At 54.3% G+C, this 820-nt stretch carries 1 protein-coding gene; it reads left to right on the forward strand.

All coding sequences use genetic code 11. The features are described 5' to 3' along the window. The first annotated feature begins 57 nt into the window (after positions 1-57). Positions 58-765: an IS6 family transposase gene (locus LCM21_RS20665; RefSeq protein ID WP_224892259.1), complete on the forward strand. Its 708-nt coding sequence runs from the start codon at positions 58-60 to the stop codon at positions 763-765. Positions 766-820 lie beyond the last annotated feature (55 nt).

An 820-nucleotide genomic window follows, 5' to 3' on the forward strand; every position in this document is an offset into this window, starting at 1 on the left:
GGTCTTGTCAGAAGAATGTTGCTTGAGTGGGGCAGGGGTGTTGCGTAGCTTTTGCCCATGACCAATCCCGCCTCTTTCAAGTATTTCAAAACCAGCCCCGAGATCATCCGCTTGGCCGTGATGCTGTACATCCGTTTCCCGCTCTCGCTTCGGAATGTCGAAGATTTGTTGCACGAGCGAGGCATCGACGTGAGTCACGAAACTGTCCGGTATTGGTGGAACAGGTTTGGCCCGATGTTTGCCGCTGAGATCCGAAGAAAGCGTGTTCAGCAATTGAGAGCATATTCCAAATGGAAGTGGCACGTGGACGAGGTTTTCGTAAAGGTAAATGGCAAACGGCATTATCTTTGGCGGGCCGTTGATCATGAAGGTGAGGTGCTGGAAGCCGTTGTCACAAAACGCCGAAACAAGGCTGCAGCACTGAAATTCCTCAGGAAATTGATGAAGCGGCACGGTTGCGCCGAAGAGATCGTCACAGATCGCTTTGCTTCCTACAAGGCTGCGCTCAGAGAAATGGGCGCGCTCGAAAAACAACAGACGGGCAGGTGGCTCAACAACCGCGTCGAGAATTCGCACCTGCCGTTTCGACGACGCGAACGCGCGATGCAGCGTTTCAGGCGCATGCGAAGTTTGCAGAAATTCGCCGCCGTCCATTCCTCCGTCTACAACCACTTCAACCAGGAACGATCGCTAGCCAGCCGAGACATCTTCAAGCTGACCCGCAGCGCTGCTCTCGCCGAGTGGCGTCAACTTTGTTCCGGATAGGTTCGCAGTTTCCGCGGCAAACTGAGACTGGTTCGAATTCGTCTGACAGCACCCC

The sequence above is a fragment of the Ruegeria profundi genome (assembly GCF_020171505.1).
GTDB lineage: Bacteria > Pseudomonadota > Alphaproteobacteria > Rhodobacterales > Rhodobacteraceae > Ruegeria > Ruegeria profundi.